The organism is Quadrisphaera sp. DSM 44207, from assembly GCF_900101335.1.
Classification (GTDB): Bacteria; Actinomycetota; Actinomycetes; order Actinomycetales; family Quadrisphaeraceae; genus DSM-44207.
Genome location: NZ_FNKA01000002.1, coordinates 205,879 through 228,727, shown reverse-complemented (window position 1 = coordinate 228,727; position 22,849 = coordinate 205,879). Strand labels below are relative to the sequence as shown.

Below are 22,849 nucleotides of genomic sequence, written 5' to 3'. Positions count from 1 at the left end.
TCGCCTCCTCCGCCGGCTCGCCCCGTGCCTCAGCCGGCCTCGTCCTCCGGCAGCGTCATCTCGGCGCCCGTCAGGCCGCGGCGCTCCAGCAGCGGCTCGATGCGCGGGCCGCGACCGCGGAAGGCCGCGTAGGCGGCCATCGGGTCCACCGTGCCGCCGCGCGAGAGCAGCGCGGCGGCGAAGGCGGCGCCGTTGGCGCGGCGCAGCCCGCCGTGCTCGCGGAACCACTCGACCGTGTCGGCGTCGAGCACCTCGCTCCACAGGTAGGAGTAGTACCCGGCGCTGTAGCCGCCGCCGAAGACGTGGTTGAAGTAGGTGCTGCGGTAGCGCGGTGGCACGGCCTCGAGCGCGACGCCGAACCGCTCCAGGGCCGCCGCCTCGAACGCCTCCACGTCCTGCACCGCCACCTCCTCCGCCGGGTCGAGCTGGTGCCAGGCCTGGTCGAGCAGCATCGCGGCGAGGATCTCCGTGGTCGCGTGCCCCTGCCCGTACGACTGCGCCGCCCGCAGCCGCTCCACCTGCTCGCCCGGCAGCGCCTCGCCCGTGGCGTGGTGGCGGGCGTAGCGGGCGAGCACGACCGGCTCCCAGGCCCAGAACTCGTTGACCTGCGAGGGGTACTCGACGAAGTCGCGCGGCACGGTGGTCCCCGACAGGCGCGGGTGGCGGACGTCGGAGAGCAGCCCGTGCAGCGCGTGCCCGAACTCGTGGAAGGCGGTGTCGACCTCGTCGACGCTCAGCAGCGCCGGCTCCCCGGGCGCGGGCGGGGGGACGTTGAGGGTGACGACGACGACGGGCAGGGTGCCCAGCAGGTGCGACTGGTCGACGTAGGTGCTCATCCACGCTCCGCCGCGCTTGGACTCGCGGGCGAAGAAGTCGCCGAGGAACAGGCCCCGCTCGCGCCCGTCCTCGTCGCGCACCTCCCACACCCGCACGTCGGGGTGCGGGACGGGCAGGTCCGTGCGCTCGGTCAGCTCCAGCCCGTACAGCTGCTGCGCCGCCCAGAAGACGCCGTCGGTCAGGACGGCGTCGAGCGGGAAGTACGGGCGCAGCGCCGCGGCGTCCACCGCGAACCGCTCGCGGCGCACGCGCTCGGCGTAGTGCGCCCAGTCCCACGGGCGCAGCGGGCCGGTGTGGCCGTCGGCGTGCAGGGCGGCCGTGAGCTCCGCCTGCTCCCCGCGCGCGTTGGACGTCGCCGCCGGCACCAGCGAGGTCAGCATCGTCATGACCGTCTCGCGCGAGCCCGCGGTCTGGTCCGCGACCACCCAGTCGGCGTGCGCAGGAAAGCCCAGCAGGGCCGACCGCTGCGCGCGCAGCGCCGCGATCCGCACCACGAGGGCGCGCGTGTCGTGCTCCCCGCCGCGCGCGCCGCGCGTCACCGACGCGGTGTGCACGCGCTCGCGCAGGTCCCGGTCGCGCAGGGAGGCCAGCACCGGCTGGGCCGTCGGCAGGGCCAGCGGCAGCAGGTGGCCGCCCTCGTGCCCGCGGGCGCGGGCGGCCTGCGCGGCGGCGGAGACCTCCTGCGGCGAGAGGCCGTCGAGGGCGGCGGCGTCCTCCACGAGCACCGCGAGCGCGTTGGTCTCCTCCAGCAGGTGCGTGCCGAACGCCGTCGTCAGCGCCGACAGCTCCTCGTTCAGCGCGCGCAGCCGCTGCTGCTCCTCGGGCCCCAGCGCGGCGCCGGCGCGCACGAAGTCGGTGTGGTAGCGCTCCAGGACGGCGCGCTGCTCGGCGTCCAGCCCTGCAGCGTCACCGGCCGCCCGGGCGCGCACGGCGTCGATGCGCGCGAACAGGCGCGGGTCGAGGTGGATGGCGTCCGAGTGCGCCGCCAGCAGGGGCGCGACCTCGCTCTCGACCGCGCGCAGCTGCTCGCTGGAGACCGAGCTGGTGAGGTTGAAGAAGGTGTTCGCCGCCCGCGCGAGCAGCCGCCCGGAGCGCTCGAGCGCCTCGACGGTGTTCGCGAAGGTCGGCTCGGCCGGGTCGGTGGCGATCGCCTCCACCTCGGCGCGCTGCTCGGCCATGCCGGCCTCCAGCGCGGGGCGGTGGTGCTCGACCCGGATCCGGTCGAACGGCGGCAGCTGGTGCGGCAGGTCGCTGGGCGTGGCGTAGGGGTTCGTCGGCGCGAGCACCTGCGGCACGCTAGACCCGGTCCTCCCGCTGCGGCAGGGTGAGCCGGCGCCGCGGCACGGGCCGCGGCACCCCGCGCGGCGCCGCGCCGAGGATGAGTTGCGCGCGACCGATCCGCGGGACAGGCTCGCCGAGGAGCGGCTCCCGCCCGGGGGGCCGCCGTCGAGAGGAGCACCATGCCGACGAGGACCGCCCGCACCGCGTGGAACGGGACCCTGCAGGAGGGCTCGGGCCAGGTCGAGCTCACCAGCTCCGGTGTGGGGACGTACCACGTCTCCTTCCCCCGCCGCGCGGCCGACGACGCCGAGGGCGTCACCAGCCCCGAGGAGCTCATCGCCGCCGCGCACTCCTCCTGCTTCGCCATGCAGCTGTCGGCGCTGATCGGCCAGGCCGGCGGCACCCCGCAGCACCTGGAGGTCAGCGCGGACGTCTCGCTGGGCCCGGACCCGGCCGGCGGCTTCCAGATCACCGGCATCGCGCTGAAGGTGCGCGGCGAGGTCGACGGGCTCGACGCCGCCGGCTTCGAGAAGGCCGCGCAGGAGGCCAAGGTCTCGTGCCCGGTCAGCAAGGCGCTCAAGGCGGTCGACATGACCCTGGACGCCGCGCTCGACTGAGCCGCGCCCGGGCCTGGATCGAGCCTGGATGCAGTCGCGGCGCAGCCCCCGGCACCCGCCGGGGGCTGCGCTGCGTCGAGGGGCCGTGCCCGCGTCGAGGGGCGTCGGGCCGAGGGGCTCAGGCGGCCAGGAGGATCGAGCCCGGCTGCACCCGCAGGTTCTTGACGAGCACCAGCGTGGTGCCGTCCACGTCGGGCACGAAGTGCAGCTGGTCCACCAGCAGCTCCATCAGGCCGATGCCGCGCCCGTGCGTGAGCGGGTCCGCGTCCGGCAGGTCCGCGTCCTCGAGCGCGTCCGCCGCGGCGGCGGCCTCGGCGCCTGCGGAGGAGCCGGACCCGGGGTCGGCCGCAGTGCCGGTGCCGGCCGGGCCGGTGGTGGCGCCGCCGTCCTGCGCGCCCGGCCCGCGGTAGCCGACGCCGTGGTCGACGACCGTGATGCGGCAGACGGTGCCGTCCAGCTGCACGGCGATCTCGAAGTCCTCGAGGCTGCCGGCGTGCTTGACCACGTTCGCGCACGCCTCGGTGATCGCGAGGGCGACGTCGCCGACGCAGTCGGCCTCCACCAGCAGCTCCTCGAGCGTGGTCACCAGCAGCCGCCGCACGAGGGAGACGTACCGCACGTCCGTCGGCAGCCGGAGGCCGTAGGCCAGCTCCACCGCGTCACCTCCGCATCCGTCAGGTGCGATGATGACACGCCACCAGGCCTCCACCACTTTGGCACACCGGGAGCTCCGTGCAGGACTTCGCCGTGCAGTCGCACCGGGTCGGCGACCGCACCGTCCTGCGCGTCACGGGCGAGCTCGACGTCGCCACCGCGCCGCACCTCGACGCGGCGGCCCACGACGCCCTGAGCACCGGGTGCCCGCTCGTCGTCGACCTGAGCACCTGCACGTTCCTCGACTCCACCGGCGCCCGCGCGGTGGGCCTGGTGGCCCGCGCGGGCGCGCGGGCGGGCGCCGCCGTGGCGCTGGTGTGCCCGCCGTCCGCGCGCATCCCGCGCCGCGTGGTCGACCACGTCGGCCTGGCAGTGGTCGTGCCCGTGGTGGACACCCTCGACGAGGCGCTGCGGGCGTGACGGACCTGACGGACCGGGGAGGGGGGACGCCGGGGGGCGCCGTCCCCGACGACGTCGCCGCCCGGGCGGCGCGCGCCTGCGACACCGAACCGATCCGGGTGCCGGGCAGCGTCCAGCCGCACGGCGTGCTGCTGGCGCTGCGCCCGGACGACCTCGCCGTCGCGGTCGCCTCCACCGGCGCCGAGCGCCTCGTGGGGCGGCCGGCGCCCGACCTGCTCGGCGCCGCGCTGGCGGACCTGCTGCCGGACGCCGTCCCGCTCGCGCGGGCCGTCGCGAGCGGCGCGGACGACGTGGCGGCCTCCCCCCGGGCCGTGGCGACGCCGACGGGCGCGGCCGTGGACGTCCTCGCCCACCGCAGCGAGGACCTCGTCGTCCTCGAGCTGGAGCCGGCGGCGGACGGCGCGCACGAGGCCCCGTGGCACCACCTGCTGCCCGTGGCGCTGCGCCGCCTGCAGGAGGCGACGTCGGCGGCCCGGCTCTGCGAGGTGCTGGCGAGCGAGGTGCGCCGCCTGACCGGCTTCGACCGCGTCATGGTCTACCGCTTCGACGACGCCTGGAACGGCGAGGTGGTCGCCGAGGACCGCCGCGAGGACCTCGAGCCCTTCCTCGGCCTGCACTACCCCGCCTCGGACATCCCCGCCCAGGCCCGCGCGCTGTACGCGACGCAGTGGCTGAGGATCATCGCCGACGTCGAGTACCTCCCGGCCCCGCTCGTGCCCCCGCTGCACCCGGGCACCGGGGCGCCGCTGGACCTCTCGCAGGCGGGGCTGCGCAGCGTCTCGCCCGTGCACCTGCAGTACCTGCGGAACATGGGCGTCGCGGCGTCCATGTCGATCTCCCTGCTGCACGAGGGGCGGCTGTGGGGGCTCGTCGCGTGCCACCACTGCGCCGGGGCGCACCGGCCCGCCCAGCCCGTGCGCTCGGCCGCCGAGTTCCTCGGCCGCACGGCCTCGCTGCTGCTGCCGACGGTGCAGCGGCGCGACTCCTACGAGGCCGTCCTCGCGTCCGCGGCCGTGCGCTCGCGCCTGACCGAGCTGCTCGCCGCCCGCCCGGACCTGCCGCTGGAGGCCCTGACGCGCGAGGAGACCACGCTCGCCGACCTCGTGCCGTGCGGCGGCGCGGCGGTGCGCCTGCACGGGGAGCTGCGGCTGCTCGGCTCGACCCCGGACGCCGCGGACGTGCTCGCCCTGGCCGAGCGGCTGGGCCCCGAGGGGCTGGTCACCTCCGCCCTGGCCGAGGCGGTGCCGGAGCTGGCCGGCCTGAGCGCTGCGGCCAGCGGCGTGCTGGCGGCCCCGCTGGCCGGCGGGCGGCCCGGGGACCTGGTCGCCTGGTTCCGCCCCGAGGTGCTGCGGGAGGTCACCTGGGGCGGGGACCCGCGCTCGGGCGAGGTCGTCGTCGACGGCGAGGACGGGCCGCGGCTGAGCCCGCGGGCGTCGTTCGCGGCGTGGAGCGAGCTGGTGCGCCGCACCGCGACGCCGTGGGCGCCGCACGAGGTGGAGGTGGCCACCGCGTTCGCGCGCCACCTGTCGGACTCCCTGCTGCGCGAGGTCGAGCGCACCAGCCGCCTGGCCACCGCCCTGCAGCAGACGCTGCTCCTCGAGCGGCTGCCCGACCTGCCCCAGGTCGACGTCGCGGTGCGCTACTCCCCGCACAGCGACGACGTCGTCGGCGGCGACTGGTACGACGTCATCCCGCTCGCCAGCGGGCGCGTCGCGATCGCGCTGGGCGACGTCGCGGGGCACGGGCTGGCCGTCTCCGCGATCTCGGCGCAGATGCGCAACGGCCTGCGCGCCTACCTGCTGAGCACGGAGGACCCGGGCCAGGCGCTCAGCCGCCTCAACGACCTCGTGGTCTCCCTGCTGCCGGGGGAGCTGGCGACGGCGGTCGTCGCCGTCCTCGACCCCGGCACCGGTGCGGTGGACGTCGCGAACGCCGGGCACCCCCCGCTCGTGCGCCTCGGCGCCGGCGGCACGGGCCTGCTCGAGGAGGAGGCCCGCGGGCCGGCGCTGGGGCTCGTGGCGGGCGTGGACTACGCCTCCGCGCGCCTGCACCTTGACCCGGGCGAGCTGCTCCTGCTCTACAGCGACGGGCTCGTCGAGGAGCGCAGCGGCTCCTGGGACGAGCGGATCGCCCGCCTCCTGGACGCCGTCGCCGCGCCCTCGGACGACCTCGACGCCTACTGCGAGCGCCTCGTCGGCACGGTCTCGGCGCACGCGGACGACACGACCGTGCTGGCGCTGCGCTCGGTGCGCTAGCGCCAGCACGGCCGGCGGCTCAGCCCTGCTGCGCCTCGCGCTCGGCCAGGCGCGCCCGCACGTCGTCCATGTCCAGGTCCTTCACGGCCGTGATGACCTGCTCGAGGGCGGGAGCGGGCAGCGCGCCCGGCTGGGAGAAGACGAGCACGCCCTCGCGGAAGGCCATGAGCGTCGGGATCGACGTGATGCCGGCCTGCGCCGCGAGCGCCTGCTCGGCGTCCGTGTCGACCTTGGCGAAGGTGACGTCCGGGTGCGCCTCGGAGGCGCGCTCGAAGACCGGGCCGAACTGGCGGCACGGGCCGCACCAGGTGGCCCACCAGTCCACGAGGACGACGTCGTGGTCGACGACGAGCTGCTCGAAGGTGTCGGTGGTGGCGGTGACGGTGGCCATGCGCTCCTCCTGGAGGGGACGACGGGTGCTGCGTTCCTCGACGACGTTCCTCAACGACGCGGCGGCGCGCGGCATGCCCGCCCCGCCGCTCGTGGCCGGAGCGGGCCTCCTCGTCCGTCACGGTCTCAGCGCAGCCCGCGGAAGGTGGTGCGCACCTCCTCGACGAGGGCGTCCGGCTGCTCCAGGGCGGCGAGGTGCCCGCCGGCGGGGAGCTGGTCGAAGTGGACGAGGTCGCTGTAGCGGCGCTCGGCCCAGCGGCGGGACGTGCGCACGTACTCGCCCGGCATGACGGTGATCCCGGTGGGCACCGCGACCGGCGCCTCGACGCGGGCGGCGGGCGACCAGCGGGCCCGGGTCATCTCCCAGTACATCCGCGCCGCGGAGGCGCCGGTGTTCGGCAGCCAGTACAGCATGATGTCGTCGATCATCTCGTCGACGTCGAAGGCGGCCTCGGCGTTCCCGCGCGAGCCGCCGACGTCCTGGAACATCGCGTACAGCCACGCGGCGAGGCCGGCCGGGAAGTCGGCCAGGGAGTAGCCGATGGTCTGCGGGCGGGTGGACTGCACCTTGGCGTACCCGGACAGCTCCTGCCAGTAGTAGGCCGCCTCCTGCAGCATCACCGCCTCCTCGGCGGTGGCCTGCGCCACCTCCTCGGGGGTGGGGGAGGACATCGCCGTGTTCAGGTGGATGCCGACCAGCCCGGTGGGGGTGGTGGCCGCCGCGTCGCCGGCCGTGGTGATGGCGGCCATCTCCTCGGTGATCCCGGCGCCGAGGTCGCCGCCCTGGGCGCCCCACCGGGCGTGGCCGAGCCGGTGCATCAGGGTGATCCACGCCCGGGCGGTGCGGCACAGGTCCCAGCCGGTCGTGGTGGGCCTGCCGGAGAAGCCGAACCCGGGCAGGGAGGGGATGACCAGGTCGAAGGCGTCGTCGGCGCTGCCGCCGGAGGCGACGGGGTCGGTCAGGGGTCCGACGACCTTGCGGAACTCCAGCACCGAGCCGGGCCAGCCGTGGGTCATCACCAGCGGCAGGGCGCCGGGGAGGGGTGAGCGGACGTGCAGGAAGTGGACGTCCGGGCCGTCGATGGTGGTGGTGGACTGCCCCAGGCCGTTCAGCAGGGCCTCGGCGGGGCGCCAGTCGTAGCCGGTGGCCCAGCGCCGGACCAGGGCCTGGACCTCGGCCAGCTGCGGGCCCTGGCTGGTGCCGGGAACGGTCTCGCGGTCGGGCCAGCGGGTGGCGGCCAGGCGCCGGCGCAGATCGGCCAGCTGCTCCTCGGGCACGGCCAGGTGGAAGGGCGCGACCCGCTCGGAGGCCCGCCCGTCGGGCTGGCCGGTGAGCGGGTCGGCGGTGTGCTGGGTCATCGGTGGTCCCCTCGGGACGAGGAAGGGGAGGGGCGCGGGGAGGCGCCCAGCAGGGGCAGCAGCACGGTGTCGACCAGCGCGGCTCGTTCGCCGTCGGTGGGTGGCGCGCCGTGCAGCAGCGTCGTCAGGAGCACGTGGGCGACGGCCACCACCACCACGGGGCCGCCCTCGACGTGGGTGAGGAGCTCGCCGCGGGCGGCGGCGCGGGCGCAGACGTCCCGGCCGACCCGGGCGCTGCCGTCCTCGATCTGCGAGCGCACCTGGGCGCGCAGCACCGGGTCGTCGCGCACGGCCTCGACCAGGCCGAGCAGGGAGGGGCCGGCGAGGTCGCCGGTGCCCGTGACGGCCCGGGCGGTCGCCCGCACGGCGGCCAGGAGGTCCCCGCGCAGGCTGCCGGTGTCCGGGAGGGCGATCGGGCCGTCGCCCTGGGCCTGGCGGCGCAGCGCGTCGGCGACCAGCTCGGCCTTGCCGGACCACCGGCGGTAGATCGTCGCCTTGGAGGCGCGGGCCCGGGCGGCGATGGCGTCGCAGGTGAGCCGCTCGTACCCGACCTCGCTGACCAGCTCGACGGCCGCGGCCAGGATGGCCTCCTCCCGGGCCCGTCCCCGCGGGGAGCGGGCGACGCCGGCGTCCGTGGTCGTCATGTACGAAACGGTGTCGTTCACCTCGGTCCCGGTCGAGCCGGCGCCGCCCCGCCACCCGCCCTCGGGCGCCCCGGAGGACCGCCAGGACGCGCCCTAGGCTCGCCCGCGTGAGCGAGACCGCCCCCTCCCCCGCGGCAGCGGCCGTCGAGCCGGCCGGCGCCCCGCCCGTCGCCCCGCCCGTCGCGCAGCGGGTGCCGACCGAGCGCGTGCACCACGGCGACGTCGTCGTCGACCCCTACGAGTGGCTGCGGGACGCGCAGGACCCGGCCGTGCACGCCCACCTGGACGCCGAGAACGCCTACGCGGCCGCGCGCACCGCCCACCTGCAGGGGCTGCGCGGGACGCTGTTCGAGGAGATCCGCTCCCGCACGCAGGAGAGCGACCTGTCGGTGCCCGTGCGCGAGGGCGACTGGTGGTACTACACGCGCACCGTGCAGGGCGGGCAGCACCCGCTGCTGTGCCGCTGCCCGGTGACCGCGCCCGACGACTGGACCCCGCCCTCGACCGAGGACGGGGCTCCCCCGCCCGGGGAGCGGGTGATGCTCGACGGCGACGCGCAGGCGGACGGGCACGCCTTCTTCGCCCTGGGCGCCGCGGCCGTCAGCCCCGACGGTCGGCTCCTGGCGTGGTCGGTGGACACCACGGGCGACGAGCGCTTCACCCTGCGGGTGCGCGACCTGGCCACGGGGGCGGACCTGCCCGACGAGGTGCCGGGCGTCTTCTACGGCGCGACCTGGGCGGCGGACTCGCGGACCGTCCTGTACGTCACCGTCGACGCCTCCTGGCGCCCGCACCGCGTCGTGCGCCACCGCGTCGGCACGCCGGTGGCCGAGGACGCGGTCGTGCACGAGGAGCCCGACGAGCGGTTCTGGCTCGGCGTGGGACGCACCCGCAGCGACCGGTACCTGGTGATCAGCGCCGAGTCCAAGACCACCACCGAGGTGCACCTGCTCGACGCCGGCGCCCCGGAGGGCGAGCCCCGCCTGGTGGCCGCGCGCCGCGAGGGCGTGGAGTACGCCGTCGACCACGCCGTCGTCGGCGGCCGGGACGTGCTGCTGGTGCTGCACGACGAGGGCGCCGAGGACTTCGCGCTCGCCGTCGTCGACGCCGACGACCCCGCCCCCGAGCGCTGGCGCACCGTCGTCGAGCACTCCCCCGGTACGCGACTGGACGACGTGGACGCCTTCGCGGACTTCGTCGCCCTCTCCTACCGGCGCGAGGCCCTGCCCCGCGTCGCGGTGCTCCCCGTGGGCCCGGACGGGCTCGGCGCCCCGCGGGAGGTCGCCTTCGCCGAGGAGCTGTCGAGCACGGCGGTGTCCTCGAACCGGTCCTTCGCCGCGCCGCTGCTGCGCCTGGAGCACGGCTCCTTCGTCGTCCCGCCCGCGGTCGTGGACCTGCGCGTCGCCGACGGCGAGGTCCTCGTGCGCAAGCGGATGCCCGTGCTCGGCGGCTACGACCCCGCCGACTACGAGGAGCACCGCGACTGGGCGAGCGCGCCGGACGGGACCCGCGTGCCGGTCTCGGTCGTCGTGCGCGCCGGCACCCCTCGCGACGGCACGGCGCCCGGCCTGCTGTACGGCTACGGCGCCTACGAGCACAGCACCGACCCCGTCTTCAGCCCCTCGCGCCTCTCGCTGCTCGACCGCGGCGTCGTCTTCGCGGTCGCGCACGTGCGCGGGGGCGGGGAGCTCGGGCGGCACTGGTACCAGGACGGCAAGGGCCTGGCGAAGCCGAACACCTTCACCGACTTCGTCGCCGTCGCCGAGCACCTCGGGCGCGCCGGCTGGATCGACCCCTCCCGGCTCGCGGCCATGGGCGGCAGCGCCGGAGGGCTGCTCGTGGGCGCCGTGGCGAACCTCGCGCCGTCCGACTTCGCCGGGATCCTCGCGGCCGTGCCGTTCGTGGACCCGCTGACCACCATGCTCGACGAGTCGCTGCCGCTGACGGTGACCGAGCAGGAGGAGTGGGGGGACCCGCTGCGCGACCCCGCGGTGTACGCGGCGATGAAGACGTACTCGCCCTACGAGAACGTCGCCGCGCGCCCGTACCCGCCGATCCTCGCCACGACGAGCCTGCACGACACGCGGGTGCTCTACGTCGAGCCCGCCAAGTGGGTGGCGCGGCTGCGCGAGGTCGGCGGCGGGGCGCCGCAGGTGCTGCTGAAGACGGAGGTCGACGGCGGCCACGGCGGGCGCAGCGGGCGCTACGAGGCGTGGCGCGAGCGCGCGTACGAGTACGCGTGGGTGCTCGACGTGCTCGGGCTCGCCGGCGCCCCGCTCGACGGCGCCCCGCTCGACGGGCCCGCCGCGGACGGCGGCCGGCCGGCCTGAGCCGGGTCCGAGCGCCCCGGGTCAGCCCCGGCCGGCGCCCGACTTCGCGGACGTCTTCGCGGGAGCGGCCTGCGCGGCGGCCAGGCGCTGCTCCGCCTCGGTGGCCCGGGCCTCGGCGGCGGCCTGCGCGGCGGTGGCGCGCTGCAGGTCCGCGCGGGCCGCGTCCGCGGCCGCCCAGCCCTCCTGCGCGCGCGCCGACGCCTCCTGCTCGGCGACCTGCGCCGCGCGGGCGCCGTCCCGGGCCACCGCCAGCTCCTCGGACTCCCCCGAGGCGATGCCCGCCCCGGCGGCCGCGGCGAGGACGCCGACCACGAGCACCTGCGCGGTGCGCAGCCGCCGCGAGACCCCTCCAGGACGCCACTCGGTCAGGTGCGGCACCGAGGCGTGCGGCCCTCGCGGCGCCTCCTCGGCGGCGCGGCCCGCGGCGGACGCCGAGGGCGCCACCCAGCCGGCTGCCGGGCCGGCGGCGGTCAGGTCGAGCACGGGGCCGGCGGGAGCCGCCCCGCGCCGTGCCGGGAGGACCGCTTGGTGGAGCACCTGCCTGGTCGCCATGACCGTCCCTCGTTCCGGCCGGAGCTCCTCTCCGGCGTCGTCGGAACGCTAGGGGTGAGCAGCGGGCGGCGTCCGGCGAATCGGCCAGGTCGTCCGCCCCCGCCCGTCACGGGACCGCGGCGGCGTCGGGCGCGGCGGTGTCGTGCGCGGTGTCGTGGGCGGCGGTGTCGTGGGCGGCGGTGTCGTGGGCGGCGGTGTCGTGGGCGGCGGTGTCGTGGGCGGCGGTGTCGTGGGCGGCGGTGTCGTGGGCGGCGGCGAAGGCGGCCACGACGGCGTTGGACAGCCGGCCCCTGTCGTTGACGGCGAAGCCGTTCTGCCGAGCCCACGCCCGCACCACCGCGGTGGGCGCCGGCGCGGCCGCGGGAGGCGCCGGAGCGGCGGCAAGCGCTGGAGCTGCGGGCACCGGGCCGACGGCGGGCGCGGGCTCGGGGGCCGGGCGGGCGGCGGGCCGGGGCGTCGGCACCCACGAGGCCGCCGGGGCCACCGCCGCGAGCGCCGCCGTCGTCGGAGCGGTGCCGCTCGCGCCGGCGCGGGCCGGCACGGCCGTCCACACCGGCGGGGCCGCCCACGCGGGGGCGGCGGCCGGTCGCGGCGGGACGAGCCGGCGCAGGACGTCGAGGAGTCGCACCCGCCCAGGAGTACCAGCCGGCGCCGCGGCGGCGCGGGAGGCGCGCCGGAGTCGTCCTGATCGCCCCGGCTCGGCCCGGCTCGGCCCGGCTCGGGGCGGTTCGCGGCGTCCTGCGCCGCCGGCGCCGGCCCCGGACGGCGGAGCGCTGTCGGGGCGCCGCGGCACGATGGTCCCCGTGATCCGCTCATGAGCACCGCCCCGACCGCCGGCCTGCGCGAGGCCGCCGAGCAGCACCTGCGCGCCCTGGCCGGGCCCGCGGCGCAGCTGCGCGAGGACCAGTGGACGGCGGTGGAGGCCCTGGTGGCGCAGCGGCGGCGCGTCGTCGTCGTCCAGCGCACCGGGTGGGGCAAGTCCGCGGTGTACTGGGTCGCGACCGCGCTGCGCCGGGCCGCCGGCGGGGGCCCCACCCTCGTCGTCTCGCCCCTGCTGGCGCTCATGCGCGACCAGGTCGCGGCCGCCGAGCGCTCGGGCCTGCGCGCGGTCACGATCAACTCGGCCAACCTCGAGGAGTGGCCGGCGGTCGAGGCGCGCCTGGCCGCCGACGACGTGGACGTCCTGCTCGTCTCCCCCGAGCGGCTGAACTCCGCCGGCTTCCGCGCCCGCGTGCTGCCGCACCTGGCCCCGCGGCTGGGGCTGCTCGTCGTCGACGAGGCGCACTGCATCTCCGACTGGGGCCACGACTTCCGCCCCGACTACCGGCGCATCGCCACGGTGCTGCAGGGGCTGCCCGAGGGCACGCCCGTCCTGGCGACCACCGCCACCGCCAACGCGCGGGTCAGCGCGGACGTCGCGGCGCAGCTCGGCGAGGACACCCTGACCCTGCGCGGCCCGCTGGAGCGGGAGGGCCTCGCGCTCGCGGTCGTGCCCACCCCCGACGTCGCGACCGCGTACGCGTGGATCGCCGAGGCGGTGGCCGCGCAGCCGGGCAGCGGGATCGTCTACACCCTCACCGTCGCCGAGACGACGCGGCTCGCCGAGTTCCTCACCGCCCGGGGGCACTCGGTGGCGGCCTACTCCTCGGCGACCGAGCCGGCCGAGCGCGAGCGCCTGGAGCGCGCGCTGCTCGAGGGGTCGCTGCGGGCCCTGGTCGCCACGTCCTCGCTCGGCATGGGCTACGACCACCCGCGCCTGTCGTTCGTGCTCCACCTCGGCGCGCCCTCGTCCCCGGTCGCCTACTACCAGCACGTCGGCCGGGCCGGGCGGGCCCTGGACGGCGCGGTGGGCGTCCTGCTGCCCACGGCCGCCGACGAGCGGATCTGGGCGTACTTCGACTCCACCGCGTTCCCGCCCGAGCCGGTGGTGCGCCGCGTGCTCGACGTGCTCGCCGCCGCCCCCGCCCCGATGAGCCTGCCCGTGCTGGAGGTCGAGAGCGGGCTGCGCCGCGGGCGGCTGGAGGCGCTGCTGAAGGTCCTCGACGTCGACGGCGCCGTCGAGCGCGCCGAGGGCGGCTGGCGCGCGACGGGGGCGCCGTGGCGCTACGACGCCGAGCGGATCGCCGGCGTGGCCGCGGCCCGCCGCGCGGAGCAGGACGTCATGCGCTCCTACCTCTGCGGCGCCCGGTGCCTGATGCGCACGCTGCGCGAGGCCCTCGACGACCCGCAGGCGCAGGACTGCGGCCGCTGCTCGGTGTGCACCGGCTCCCTGCCGCCCCCCGGCGCCTCCCCGCAGCCGGGCTCGGTCGCCGCCGCCCTGGCGCACCTGCGCTCGCAGGTCACCGTGCTCGAGCCGCGGCGGATGTGGCCGTCGGGGGCCCCGCGGCGCGGGCGGATCCCTCTCGACCAGCGCGCCGAGCCCGGCCGGGCGCTCGCGCTCGCGGAGGACCCGGCGTGGGGGGAGGCCGTCACGGCCGCCCTGCGCGCGGACGAGCCCGTGCCGCAGGAGGTCCTCGACGGCCTGGTGCGCACCCTCGCGCGCTGGGGCTGGCCCGCCGGGCGCCCGACGTGGGTGACGTGGGTGCCCTCCCGCCGGCACGGCGCGCTGCTGCGCGACCTCGCCGAGCGCCTCGGGGCGCTGGGGCGCCTGCAGGTGGTGCCCGTGCTGGCGGCCGACCCCGACGGGCCCCGCCAGGACGCCGCCGCCACGAGCACGGCGGCCGCCACCGCCGCGCTGGCGCGCCTGTCGCTGGCCGCTCCCGTGCCGCAGGGGCCGGTGCTGCTGCTGGACGACACCAGCCGGTCCGGGTGGACCCTCGCGGTGGCCGCCGCGCTGCTGCGCGAGGCCGGCTCCGGCTCGGTGCACCCCCTGGTCCTGCACAAGCAGGTCTGAGCCGGCGTCCTGCGCGAGCGGGTCCGAACCGGCGTCCTGCGCGAGCGGGTCCGAACCGGCGTCCTGCGCGAGCGGGTCTGGGCTGGCGCGCCCGGGAGGTCGCGGCAGGATGGGAGGCGTGGAGCACAGGACCCTGGGCAGCAGCGGGTGCGCCGTCTCGACGTACGCGCTCGGCACGATGACGTTCGGCGCGGAGACCGACGAGGCGGGCAGCCACGCCCAGCTCGACGCCTTCGTCGAGGCCGGCGGCACGCTGGTCGACACCGCCGACGTCTACACCGCCGGCACGTCGGAGGAGATCATCGGCCGCTGGCTGGCCGCCCGGCCGGCCGAGGTGCGCGACTCCGTGGTGCTCGCCACCAAGGGCCGCTTCCCGATGGGCGAGGGCCCCAACGACGTCGGCCTGTCCCGGCGCCACCTGCAGCGGGCGCTGGACGCGTCCCTGCGCCGCCTCGGGGTCGACGAGGTCGACGAGTACCAGGTGCACTCCTGGGACCCGCTGACGCCGCTGGAGGAGACCCTCTCCACCCTCGACGACGCGGTGCGGGCGGGCAAGGTCCGCTACGTGGGCCTGTCGAACTACACCGGCTGGCAGGTGCAGAAGGCCGTCGCCGTGGCCCGCGAGCTGGGGCTGTCCGCGCCCGTGACGCTGCAGCCGCAGTACAACCTCCTGGTCCGCGAGGTCGAGTGGGAGGTCGTGCCGTCCTGCCTGGACGCCGGCCTCGGCCTGCTGCCGTGGTCGCCGCTGGGCGGGGGCTGGCTGACGGGCAAGTACACCCGCGAGGAGCGCCCGACCGGCGCCACCCGCCTGGGCGAGGACCCGGAGCGCGGCGTCGAGGCCTACGGCCGCCGCTCGGTGCAGCAGCGCACCTGGGACGTGATCGACGCCGTGCGGAGCATCGCGGACGCCCGCGGGGTGCCGATGTCGCAGGTGGCCCTGGCCTGGCTCGTCGACCGGCCCTCGGTGACCTCCGTGATCCTCGGCGCCCGCACCCTGGAGCAGCTGCAGGACAACCTCGGCGCCGCCGGCCTGCACCTGGGCGCCGAGGAGACCGCGGCCCTGGACGCCGCCAGCGACCCGGCGCCCGCGGACTACCCGTACGGCGGGCCGGGCGTGCAGCAGCGCAGCCGCCCCGTCGAGGGCGGCCGCGGACCCCGCCGCCGCTGACCCCGCCGCCGCTGACCCCGTCGCCGCTGACCCCGTCGCCGCGGACCGCTTCCGCGGCGGCCGCGGCCCCCGTCGCGTCCCGGTTGCCGGACGCCGCGGGGGCCGCGACCGTGGGGGCATGAGCGGAGCGATCAGGCGCGGGCTGGCCGCGGGCGCGGTCGGCACCACGGCCCTCAACGCCGTCACCTACCTCGACATGGCCGTGCGCGGCCGGGACGCGAGCAGCGCGCCCGCGCAGACGGTCGAGGTCCTCGCCCGCGCCACCGGCACCCGGGTGACCAGCAGGGGCGACGAGCGGCGCAACCGCCTGGGAGCCCTCGGCGAGCTCAGCGGGTACACCAACGGGCTCGCCGTCGGCGTCCTCGCCAGCGTCGCCCGCTCGGCGGGCATCCGCTTCCCCGGGCCCCTCGGGCCGCTCGTGACCGGCGCCGCCGCCATGGCCGCCACCGACGTGCCCATGACGCTGCTCGGGGTCACCGACCCGCGCCGCTGGTCGGGCTCGGACTGGCTGCTCGACAGCGCCTCGCACCTGTCCTACGGCGTCGCCGCGCACGCCACCCTCGACCTGCTCGACCGGGGCGACCGCCGCCGGCGCGCCGCGGGCCCCGGGCTGCTGCTCCGCTCCACCGCCCTCGGCGTCGCCTCGGGGCTGCGCAGCACCCTCGGCGTCGCCGGCCCCGTGCTCACCGGCGCCACCCGCGGCGTGTCGCGGGGTGCGGTGCTGCTCGCGGCGGCCGCCGAGGTGACCGCGGACAAGCTGCCGGTCACCCCCGACCGCACGCTGCCGCCGTCGGTGGCGCTGCGCACGACGTCCGGTGCCGTCGGCGCCGCGGCGCTGGCCCGCCGGGACGGGCGCAACGGCGCCCTGCCCCTGGTCGCCGGCGCGGCGGGCTCGGCGCTGGGCACCTACGGCGGCATCGCGTGGCGCCGGTGGGCGAGCGAGCGCCTGGGCCTCGTGCCCGCGGGGCTGCTCGAGGACGGCGTCGGCGTCGCGCTGACCGCGCTCGCGTGCCGGTCGCGCTCGCGCTCGGGTGCCGACGGGGACGCGGCGGAGCGCCGCGGCACCCGCACCGGCCGCACCGGCCGCACCGGCACCCGCACCGGCTCCGGCCTGCCGCCGCGCGTGGAGCGCCGCGGTGCCGACGGCACCGTCGCGCAGATCGACCTGCGCGCGATCAGCGGCGGCCTCACCCGCACCTTCTGAGCGCCCCGGCCGGGGCGCTCAGACGACGCGACGGGGGTCGCCGTCCACCGCGACGACGTCCCCGCGGCGGACCTGCCGCCCGCGCCGGGTCTCGACCTCGCCGTTGACGGTGACGGCGCCGCTGTCCAGCAGCGGCTTGACGTCCGCGCCGGAGTCGACGGCCCCGGCCAGCTTCAGCAGCTGGCCGAGCCGGATGACGTCCTCGCGGATGCGCACCTCGTCCACGCCGCCCATCCTCGCGCGCCCGTCCTCGCGCGTCAGAACCCGGCGACGGGGTGCGGCGCGTACGGCTCCTCGAGCAGGGTGACCTCCTCCTCGGACAGCCGCAGCGACAGCGCCGCCACGGCGTCCTCGAGGTGGTGCAGCTTCGTGGCGCCGACGATCGGCGCGGTGACCTGCGGCCGCGAGGCCACCCACGCCAGCGCGACCTGCGCGCGCGGCACCCCGCGCTGCTCGGCCACCTGCGCGACGCGCTCGGCGATCGCGCGGTCCGAGGCGGAGGTGTCGTAGAGGTCGCGCCCGAAGGCGTCGGTCTGCGAGCGCTCGGTGCGCTCGTCCCAGTCGCGGGTCAGGCGGCCGCGGGCGAGCGGGCTCCAGGGCAGGACGCCGACGCCCTGGTCCGCGCACAGCGGCAGCATCTCCCGCTCCTCCTCGCGCTGGAGCAGGTTGTAGTGGTCCTGCATGCTCACGAACCGGGTCCAGCCGCGCAGCTCGGCGGTGTGCAGGGCCTTGGAGAACTGCCACGCCCACATGGAGGAGGCCCCGAGGTAGCGGGCCTTGCCGGCCCTGACGACGTCGTGCAGCGCCTCGAGGGTCTCCTCGATCGGCGTCAGCGGGTCCCAGCGGTGGACCTGGTACAGGTCGACGTGGTCGGTGCCGAGGCGGCGCAGGCTGGCGTCGATCTCGGTCATGATCGCCGCGCGGGAGAGCCCGGCGCCGTTGGGGCCCGGCCGCATCCGCCCGTGGACCTTCGTGGCGATCACGACCTCCTCGCGGGAGGCCGCGAAGTCCTTCAGCGCCCGCCCGAGGATCTCCTCGCTGCTGCCGGCCGAGTACACGTTCGCGGTGTCGAAGAACGTGACGCCCAGCTCCAGCGCCCGTCGGACGAAGGGGCGGGCCTCCTCCTCGGGCAGGGTCCACGGGTGGGTGCCGCGCTGGGGGTCGCCGTAGCTCATGCACCCCAGGCAGAGGCGCGAGACCTCCAGCCCGGACCCGCCCAGCCTCACGTGCTCCACGGCGCACCTCCCTGCTCCCGGGGCTCGTGCCCCCGGCGCCATCCGAGCACGGGGCGCACCCGCGCCGCCACCGCGGCCGGGACGCCGTGGCGCCCCCGGCAGCGCGCTGCTACGGTCGGCGGCGAAGTGACACGGGGTGCCCCGCCCGGGGCTGAGATCACACCCGTCGAACCTGTCCAGGTCATGCTGGCGGAGGGATGTCACGGCATGAGCGCCATTGCGGCACCACGCGATCCGTCCACCCTGCGCGACGACGTCGCCGCGGCGCGCGAGCGGCTGCGCCGCGACGGCCCGCTCGTGCAGTGCCTGACCAACACCGTGGTGCAGGCCCTGACCGCCAACGCGCTGCTGGCCGCCGGGGCCTCGCCCGCCATGGTCGACGACCCGCACGAGGCGGCGGGCTTCGCCGCCGCGGCCTCGGCCGTGCTCGTCAACGTCGGCACCGTCAGCGCCCGCACCGCCGAGGCGATGCGCCTGGCCACCGCCGCGGCCGCCGAGCACGCCACCCCGTGGGTGCTCGACCCGGTGGCCGTCGGGCCGCTGCCGTGGCGCACGCAGCTGGCGGGCGAGCTGCTCGCGCACCGCCCGGCCGTGGTGCGCGGCAACGCCTCGGAGGTGCTCGCCCTGGCCGGGTCCGGGGCGGGCGGGCGCGGCGTCGACAGCACCTCCTCCCCCGAGGAGGCCCTCGCGGGCGCCGCGGCGCTGGCGCGGCGCACCGGTGGGGCGGTCGCCGTCAGCGGCGCGGTCGACGTCCTCACCGACGGCCGCCGCGTCGTCCGGGTCGGCGGCGGGCACGTGCTGCTCACCCGCACCACGGGCGCCGGGTGCGCGCTCGGCGCCCTGGTCGCCGCGTACGCCGCGATCGTCCCCGACCGCCTCGTCGCGGCGAGCGCCGCCTCCGCCCACGTCGCGCTCGCCGCCGAGCGGGCCGCCGCGGTGTGCGGGGGCCCGGGCACGTTCGCGGCCGCCTGGCTCGACGCGCTGGACGCGGTGGACGGCGCGCAGCTGGCCGCCGCCGACCTCTCGGCCGGGGAGCTGGCGGCGCACGAGAGCCCGGCGGGTGGGCGGTGAGCGCCGTCGCCGCGGGGGCCGCCGCCGGGCGGCGCCCGCTCGACCCGACGCTGTACCTGGTCACCGACACCGCCCTGAGCGCGCCGCGCGCGGTGCCGGACGTCGTCCGCGCCGCCGCCGCGGGAGGCGCGAGCGCGGTGCAGGTGCGCGACAAGCGCGCCTCGGCCCGCGACCTGCTGGCGCTCGTGCGCGCCGTCCGCGACGCGCTGGCGGACCACCCGTCCGTGGCCGTGCTCGTCGACGACGCCGTGGACGTCGCGGTGCTGGCCGGCGCGGACGGCGTGCACGTGGGGCAGTCGGACCTGCCGGCCGAGGAGGTGCGCGCCCTGCTCGGGCCGCAGCGCCTCGTGGGCCTGTCGGTGGGCAGCGCGGCGGAGGCGGCCGCGGCGGCGGACCTGCCGCCCGGCACGGTGGACTACTGGGGCCTGGGGCCGGTGTGGGCGACCCCCACCAAGCCCGACGCCGCGGCGCCGCTGGGCCTGGACGGGCTGCGCGCGCTCGTCGCGCCCGCCCGCCGCGCCGGCGTGGCCACGGTCGCCATCGGCGGCGTCGACGCCGAGCGCGCCCCCGCCGTGCGCGCCACCGGCGTCGATGGGATCTGCGTCGTCTCCGCCGTGGCCGCCGCCGCCGACCCGCGCGCCGCCGCGGCGCGGCTGCTGCCGTGACCGCCGTCGCGCTGAGCGTCGCCGGCAGCGACCCCAGCGGCGGGGCCGGGATCCAGGCGGACCTGAAGACCTTCAGCGCGCTCGGCGCCTACGGCACGGCCGTGCTGACGGCGCTGACCGCCCAGAGCACCCGCGGGGTGAGCGGGGTGCACGTGGTCCCGGCCGACTTCGTGCGCCAGCAGCTGGAGACCCTCCTCGACGACGTGGCGGTGCACGCCGCGAAGACCGGCATGCTCGCCACCGCGGAGGTGGTGCGGGCGGTGGCGCAGGTGCTCCGCGCGCGCGACGTCGGCGCGCTGGTCGTCGACCCGGTCATGGTCGCCACGAGCGGGGACCGCCTCCTCGACGCCGGCGCCGTCGACGCCGTGCGCGAGGAGCTGCTGCCGCTGGCGGACGTGCTCACGCCCAACGCGCCGGAGGCGGCGGTCCTGCTGGAGCGGGCTCCCGCCGCGAGCACCGACGAGCTGCTCGAGCAGGCGCACGCGCTGCGCGCCCTGGGCCCGCGCGCGGTGCTGCTCAAGGGCGGGCACCTCGGCGGCGAGCACAGCGTCGACGTCCTGGCCACGGCGCAGGGCACCGCGCTCGTCACCCGCCCGCGCGTGGCGACGTCGAACACCCACGGCACGGGCTGCGCGCTCGCGGCGGCGCTCACCGCGCTCGCCGCGACGCGCCGTCCCGGGCAGGACGAGCAGGCCTGGTACCGCATCGTCGAGGACGCCCGCGACCACCTGCACGAGGCGCTCCTGGCCGGCGCCGACCTGGGCGTCGGGTCCGGGCACGGGCCGGTGCACACCCTGGCGCGGTGGTGGCGGTGAGCTTCAGCGAGCAGGCGTGGGAGCGCACCAGCGGCCTGCGGGCGGCGATCGACGACCTGGCCTTCCTGAGGGAGCTCGCCGACGGCTCCCTCGACCCGGCCGCGTTCCGCCACTACCTGGAGCAGGACGCCCTGTACCTGGCCGGGTACGCGCGGGCGCTGGCGCTGCTGGCGGCCCGGGCCCCGGACACCGCCGCGGCGGGCTTCTGGGCGCGCTCGGCGCACACCACGGGGGTGGTCGAGGCCGCCCTGCACGAGGACCTGCTCTCCGGGGCGCTGCTCGACCCGGCAGCCGCGGACCCCGCCGCAGACCCCACCGCGGCGCCGTCACGGTCGTCACCCCGGCCGTCGCCGACGTGCCTGGGCTACACCTGCTACCTGGTCGCCGCGGCCGCCACCGCGCCCTACGCGGTGGCCGCGGCCGCCGTCCTGCCCTGCTTCTGGGTCTACGCCGACGTCGCACGGCGCCTGGCCGCGGCCGCGACGGCCGCCGCGGCCGGGGAGCACCCCTACGCCCGCTGGGTCGCCGCCTACGACGCCGAGGAGTTCCAGGGCGCGACGGCGCGGGCCCGGGCGCTCGTGGACGACGCCGCGCTCGCGCAGCCGACGCTGGTCCCGGCCATGCACGAGGCGTTCCGCACCGCCGTGGCGTTCGAGCACGCCTTCTGGGCGGCCGCCCACGCGCGCGAGCGGTGGCCCCTGGACGACCGGGACGGCGACGGCGCGATCGGCGAGGACGGCGGGGCCGCCGGCGCCTGACGGCACCGCGGCTCCGGCGCGCACCGGGACGCGGGCTGGGACAGGGCTGGGACAGGGCTGGGACAGGGGTGGGGACCGGTGGCTCCCCCGCGGCCACCGGTCCCCACCGGCCTCAGGCGCGGCGCGCGCTCAGCTGGACGACGGCCCAGGACAGCGGCGGCAGGCTCAGGCGCGCGGTGCGCCCGTCCACGGCCACGCCCTCGAGCGGGCGCAGGCGCACCGCGTCCGGGTCGGCCTCGGTGTTGGCGGTGTGCCGGTCCTGGCCCGGCCCGGCCGCCAGCACCGCGGCGTGCGCGACGCGCGCGTCGGCGAACCCGGCGAGCCCGACCTCGACGTCCGCGGCCTCGGCCAGGTCGCGGTTGACGAGGAAGAGGGAGACGGTGCCGCTGTCCTCGTCCCAGGTGCCGGAGGCGTCGACGACGTCGACGTCCCCGAACTGCGACGTCTCGTAGCGGTCGCTGCGGGTGCGCACGGCGAGGATCTGCCCGGTGGCGCGCCGGCGCACCTGCTCGAAGGGGTGGGCGATGGTCTGCTTCCACGCCGGCCCGCCCGGCTCGCTGCGCAGCAGGCCGATGACGTTGACCAGCTGCGCCTGGCAGGCGACGGTGACGCGGTCGCCGTGGCGCAGCAGGGAGTTCAGCAGCGTGCCGACGACGACGGCGTCGGTGATCGTGTACTCGTCCTCGATCACCCGCGGGGCGACCTCCCAGCCGCCCTCCCCGCGGGCGCGGGGCGTGGAGCGCCAGCGGTCCTGGTACCACACGTTCCACTCGTCGAAGGAGATGTCGATCGTCTTGGTGTGCCGCCCCCGGGCGCGCACGGCGTCGGCGGTGGCGACCACGGACTCGATGAAGGCGTCCATGTCGACCGCGCTGGCGAGGAAGTCGCCGGTCCCGAGGCTCTCGCGCTCCTCGTAGTAGGCGTGGGCGGAGACGTGCTCGACCTGGTCGTAGGTCTCCTCCAGGACGACGCGCTCCCACTCCCCGAAGGTCGGCATGGCCCGGCTGGAGCTGCCGCAGGCCACCAGCTCCACGGTGGGGTCGACCTGGCGCATCGCGCGGGCGGTCTCGGCGGCCAGGCGCCCGTACTCGGCGGCGGTCTTGTGCCCGGTCTGCCAGGGGCCGTCCATCTCGTTGCCCAGGCACCACAGCCGGACGTCGAACGGCTCCGCGGAGCCGTGCGCGCGCCGCAGGTCGGAGAACTTCGTGCCGCCGGGGTGGTTGGCGTACTCCAGCAGGTCGCACGCCTCCTGCACCCCCCGGGTGCCCAGGTTGAGCGCCATCATCGGCTCGGCCCCCGCCCGGCGCGCCCACCGGTCGAACTCGGCGAGGCCGAACTGGTTGGTCTCGATCGAGCGCCACGCGCGGTCCAGGCGGCGGGGGCGCTGCTCGCGCGGGCCGACGCCATCCTCCCACTCGTAGCCGGAGACGAAGTTGCCGCCGGGGTAGCGCACGACCGTCGGGCCGAGCTCGCGGACGAGGTCGAGGACGTCGGTGCGCAGGCCGTCCTCGTCGGCCTTCGGGTGGCCCGGCTCGAAGATGCCGGTGTAGACGCAGCGGCCCATGTGCTCGACGAAGGAGCCGAACAGGCGCGGCGGCACGGGCGCGAGCGTGAAGTCGGGGTCGATGGTCAGGCGGGCGCGGGGCACGGGGGTCCTCCGGGAGGGGTGGGGGGTCGGGTCGGCGGGGCGGGTCGGGCTGC

At 77.6% G+C, this 22,849-nt stretch carries 21 protein-coding genes and 1 riboswitch; of the genes, 11 read left to right on the top strand and 10 right to left on the bottom strand.

Annotated features, from left to right (window positions below; genetic code table 11):
- Positions 1-29: 29 nt before the first annotated feature.
- On the bottom strand, positions 30-2,123 hold the full coding sequence (locus BLS82_RS07185) for a M3 family metallopeptidase (RefSeq protein ID WP_092864945.1): 2,094 nt from the start codon (positions 2,121-2,123) through the stop codon (positions 30-32).
- 174 nt (positions 2,124-2,297) lie between these two features.
- Here BLS82_RS07185 and BLS82_RS07180 point away from each other — a divergent pair, with 174 nt between their 5' ends.
- On the top strand, positions 2,298-2,735 hold the full coding sequence (locus BLS82_RS07180; protein WP_092863404.1) for an OsmC family protein: 438 nt from the start codon (positions 2,298-2,300) through the stop codon (positions 2,733-2,735).
- Positions 2,736-2,853: 118 nt separating this feature from the next.
- Here the strand turns inward: BLS82_RS07180 and BLS82_RS07175 are convergent, their stop codons facing one another.
- Positions 2,854-3,390: an ATP-binding protein gene (locus BLS82_RS07175; protein ID WP_176818979.1), complete on the bottom strand. Its 537-nt coding sequence runs from the start codon at positions 3,388-3,390 to the stop codon at positions 2,854-2,856.
- Between the two features lie 77 nt (positions 3,391-3,467).
- On the opposite strand from BLS82_RS07175, the gene BLS82_RS07170 reads away from it, so the two are divergent.
- Complete coding sequence (locus BLS82_RS07170; protein ID WP_092863398.1) at positions 3,468-3,809, top strand: STAS domain-containing protein; 342 nt, start codon at positions 3,468-3,470, stop codon at positions 3,807-3,809.
- The gene (locus tag BLS82_RS07165; RefSeq protein WP_176818978.1) at positions 3,806-6,064 is read left to right on the top strand and encodes a SpoIIE family protein phosphatase; all 2,259 of its coding nucleotides are present in this window, start codon (positions 3,806-3,808) and stop codon (positions 6,062-6,064) included. Before BLS82_RS07170 ends, BLS82_RS07165 begins: the two co-directional genes overlap by 4 nt.
- Before the next feature lie 19 nt (positions 6,065-6,083).
- Here BLS82_RS07165 and trxA read toward each other — a convergent pair whose 3' ends face one another.
- The 3 genes from trxA to BLS82_RS07150 form a co-directional block, all read right to left on the bottom strand.
- A complete protein-coding gene (trxA, locus tag BLS82_RS07160) occupies positions 6,084-6,455 on the bottom strand; it encodes a thioredoxin (protein ID WP_092863393.1) in 372 nt (123 codons plus the stop codon).
- Positions 6,456-6,580: 125 nt separating this feature from the next.
- Positions 6,581-7,813, bottom strand: coding sequence for an epoxide hydrolase family protein (locus BLS82_RS07155; RefSeq protein WP_092863390.1), 1,233 nt, complete (start codon positions 7,811-7,813; stop codon positions 6,581-6,583).
- Positions 7,810-8,457 (bottom strand): TetR/AcrR family transcriptional regulator, encoded by a 648-nt coding sequence (locus BLS82_RS07150; RefSeq protein ID WP_092863387.1) that lies wholly within the window; start codon positions 8,455-8,457, stop codon positions 7,810-7,812. Before BLS82_RS07150 ends, BLS82_RS07155 begins: the two co-directional genes overlap by 4 nt.
- Positions 8,458-8,564: 107 nt before the next feature.
- Here BLS82_RS07150 and BLS82_RS07145 point away from each other — a divergent pair, with 107 nt between their 5' ends.
- Complete coding sequence (locus BLS82_RS07145) at positions 8,565-10,787, top strand: S9 family peptidase (protein WP_092863384.1); 2,223 nt, start codon at positions 8,565-8,567, stop codon at positions 10,785-10,787.
- 21 nt (positions 10,788-10,808) lie between these two features.
- Here the strand turns inward: BLS82_RS07145 and BLS82_RS07140 are convergent, their stop codons facing one another.
- Together BLS82_RS07140 and BLS82_RS07135 are read right to left on the bottom strand one after the other, a co-directional pair.
- On the bottom strand, positions 10,809-11,339 hold the full coding sequence (locus BLS82_RS07140; protein ID WP_092863381.1) for a hypothetical protein: 531 nt from the start codon (positions 11,337-11,339) through the stop codon (positions 10,809-10,811).
- 106 nt (positions 11,340-11,445) lie between these two features.
- Entirely contained in the window at positions 11,446-11,967 is a 522-nt protein-coding gene (locus BLS82_RS07135; RefSeq protein WP_176818977.1) for an Lsr2 family DNA-binding protein, read from the bottom strand.
- A 186-nt stretch (positions 11,968-12,153) separates the two neighbouring features.
- Here BLS82_RS07135 and BLS82_RS07130 point away from each other — a divergent pair, with 186 nt between their 5' ends.
- From BLS82_RS07130 to BLS82_RS15645, 3 genes are all read left to right on the top strand, one after another.
- Positions 12,154-14,232: a RecQ family ATP-dependent DNA helicase gene (locus BLS82_RS07130; RefSeq protein ID WP_092863375.1), complete on the top strand. Its 2,079-nt coding sequence runs from the start codon at positions 12,154-12,156 to the stop codon at positions 14,230-14,232.
- A gap of 118 nt (positions 14,233-14,350) precedes the next feature.
- Positions 14,351-15,400 carry an aldo/keto reductase gene (locus BLS82_RS07125; RefSeq protein WP_092863372.1) on the top strand — a complete coding sequence of 350 codons (1,050 nt, stop codon included), beginning with the start codon at positions 14,351-14,353 and terminating at the stop codon, positions 15,398-15,400.
- 118 nt (positions 15,401-15,518) lie between these two features.
- On the top strand, positions 15,519-16,604 hold the full coding sequence (locus BLS82_RS15645; protein WP_176818976.1) for a hypothetical protein: 1,086 nt from the start codon (positions 15,519-15,521) through the stop codon (positions 16,602-16,604).
- Between the two features lie 18 nt (positions 16,605-16,622).
- Here BLS82_RS15645 and BLS82_RS07115 read toward each other — a convergent pair whose 3' ends face one another.
- The gene (locus BLS82_RS07115; protein WP_092863369.1) at positions 16,623-16,838 is read right to left on the bottom strand and encodes an RNA-binding S4 domain-containing protein; all 216 of its coding nucleotides are present in this window, start codon (positions 16,836-16,838) and stop codon (positions 16,623-16,625) included.
- Between the two features lie 23 nt (positions 16,839-16,861).
- A complete protein-coding gene (locus BLS82_RS07110) occupies positions 16,862-17,839 on the bottom strand; it encodes an aldo/keto reductase (RefSeq protein ID WP_092863366.1) in 978 nt (325 codons plus the stop codon).
- Positions 17,840-17,961: 122 nt separating this feature from the next.
- Positions 17,962-18,054: riboswitch (TPP riboswitch) on the top strand.
- Here BLS82_RS07110 and thiM point away from each other — a divergent pair.
- From thiM to BLS82_RS07090, 4 genes are all read left to right on the top strand, one after another.
- Positions 18,047-18,910 carry a hydroxyethylthiazole kinase gene (gene thiM / locus BLS82_RS07105; RefSeq protein ID WP_092863363.1) on the top strand — a complete coding sequence of 288 codons (864 nt, stop codon included), beginning with the start codon at positions 18,047-18,049 and terminating at the stop codon, positions 18,908-18,910. Its footprint overlaps the riboswitch before it by 8 nt.
- On the top strand, positions 18,907-19,575 hold the full coding sequence (gene thiE, locus BLS82_RS07100; protein ID WP_092863360.1) for a thiamine phosphate synthase: 669 nt from the start codon (positions 18,907-18,909) through the stop codon (positions 19,573-19,575). Before thiM ends, thiE begins: the two co-directional genes overlap by 4 nt.
- Positions 19,572-20,390, top strand: coding sequence for a bifunctional hydroxymethylpyrimidine kinase/phosphomethylpyrimidine kinase (thiD, locus tag BLS82_RS07095; protein WP_092863357.1), 819 nt, complete (start codon positions 19,572-19,574; stop codon positions 20,388-20,390). The genes thiE and thiD overlap by 4 nt, the downstream gene beginning before the upstream one ends.
- Positions 20,387-21,148, top strand: coding sequence for a thiaminase II/PqqC family protein (locus BLS82_RS07090; RefSeq protein WP_092864942.1), 762 nt, complete (start codon positions 20,387-20,389; stop codon positions 21,146-21,148). The genes thiD and BLS82_RS07090 overlap by 4 nt, the downstream gene beginning before the upstream one ends.
- Before the next feature lie 112 nt (positions 21,149-21,260).
- Here BLS82_RS07090 and BLS82_RS07085 read toward each other — a convergent pair whose 3' ends face one another.
- Positions 21,261-22,796: an arabinosylfuranosidase ArfA gene (locus BLS82_RS07085; protein WP_092863354.1), complete on the bottom strand. Its 1,536-nt coding sequence runs from the start codon at positions 22,794-22,796 to the stop codon at positions 21,261-21,263.
- Between the last annotated feature and the right edge of the window lie 53 nt (positions 22,797-22,849).

What these genes read in the sequence shown, in the direction of transcription:
- BLS82_RS07180 (WP_092863404.1), top strand. Translation starts at nt 2,298, where the DNA reads ATGCCGACGAGGACCGCCCGCACCGCGTGGAACGGGACCCTGCAGGAG.
- trxA (WP_092863393.1), bottom strand. Translation starts at nt 6,455, where the DNA reads ATGGCCACCGTCACCGCCACCACCGACACCTTCGAGCAGCTCGTCGTC.
- BLS82_RS07155 (WP_092863390.1), bottom strand. Translation starts at nt 7,813, where the DNA reads ATGACCCAGCACACCGCCGACCCGCTCACCGGCCAGCCCGACGGGCGG.
- BLS82_RS07150 (WP_092863387.1), bottom strand. Translation starts at nt 8,457, where the DNA reads ATGACGACCACGGACGCCGGCGTCGCCCGCTCCCCGCGGGGACGGGCC.
- BLS82_RS07140 (WP_092863381.1), bottom strand. Translation starts at nt 11,339, where the DNA reads ATGGCGACCAGGCAGGTGCTCCACCAAGCGGTCCTCCCGGCACGGCGC.
- BLS82_RS07130 (WP_092863375.1), top strand. Translation starts at nt 12,154, where the DNA reads ATGAGCACCGCCCCGACCGCCGGCCTGCGCGAGGCCGCCGAGCAGCAC.
- BLS82_RS15645 (WP_176818976.1), top strand. Translation starts at nt 15,519, where the DNA reads ATGAGCGGAGCGATCAGGCGCGGGCTGGCCGCGGGCGCGGTCGGCACC.
- BLS82_RS07115 (WP_092863369.1), bottom strand. Translation starts at nt 16,838, where the DNA reads ATGGGCGGCGTGGACGAGGTGCGCATCCGCGAGGACGTCATCCGGCTC.
- thiM (WP_092863363.1), top strand. Translation starts at nt 18,047, where the DNA reads ATGAGCGCCATTGCGGCACCACGCGATCCGTCCACCCTGCGCGACGAC.